The organism is Sphingomonas sp. Leaf33 (assembly GCF_001421785.1).
Taxonomy (GTDB): Bacteria; Pseudomonadota; Alphaproteobacteria; order Sphingomonadales; family Sphingomonadaceae; genus Sphingomonas.
Map to the genome: position 1 here is coordinate 1,335 of NZ_LMLB01000015.1, position 355 is coordinate 1,689.

Annotated in this window: 1 rRNA gene (running past one end of the window); it reads left to right on the forward strand. The window is 57.5% G+C overall.

Annotated features, from left to right (window positions below):
* A 16S ribosomal RNA gene (locus tag ASE86_RS13235) occupies positions 1 to 355 on the forward strand; it begins 999 nt to the left of the window's first position.

Below are 355 nucleotides of genomic sequence, written 5' to 3' on the forward strand. Positions count from 1 at the left end.
ACGTCCTTAGTTGCCATCATTCAGTTGGGCACTCTAGGGAGACTGCCGGTGATAAGCCGCGAGGAAGGTGTGGATGACGTCAAGTCCTCATGGCCCTTACGGGATGGGCTACACACGTGCTACAATGGCGGTGACAGTGGGAAGCGAAGGAGCGATCTGGAGCAAATCCCCAAAAACCGTCTCAGTTCAGATTGCACTCTGCAACTCGAGTGCATGAAGGCGGAATCGCTAGTAATCGTGGATCAGCATGCCACGGTGAATACGTTCCCGGGCCTTGTACACACCGCCCGTCACACCATGGGAGTTGGTCTTACCCGACGGCGCTGCGCCAACCGCAAGGAGGCAGGCGACCACG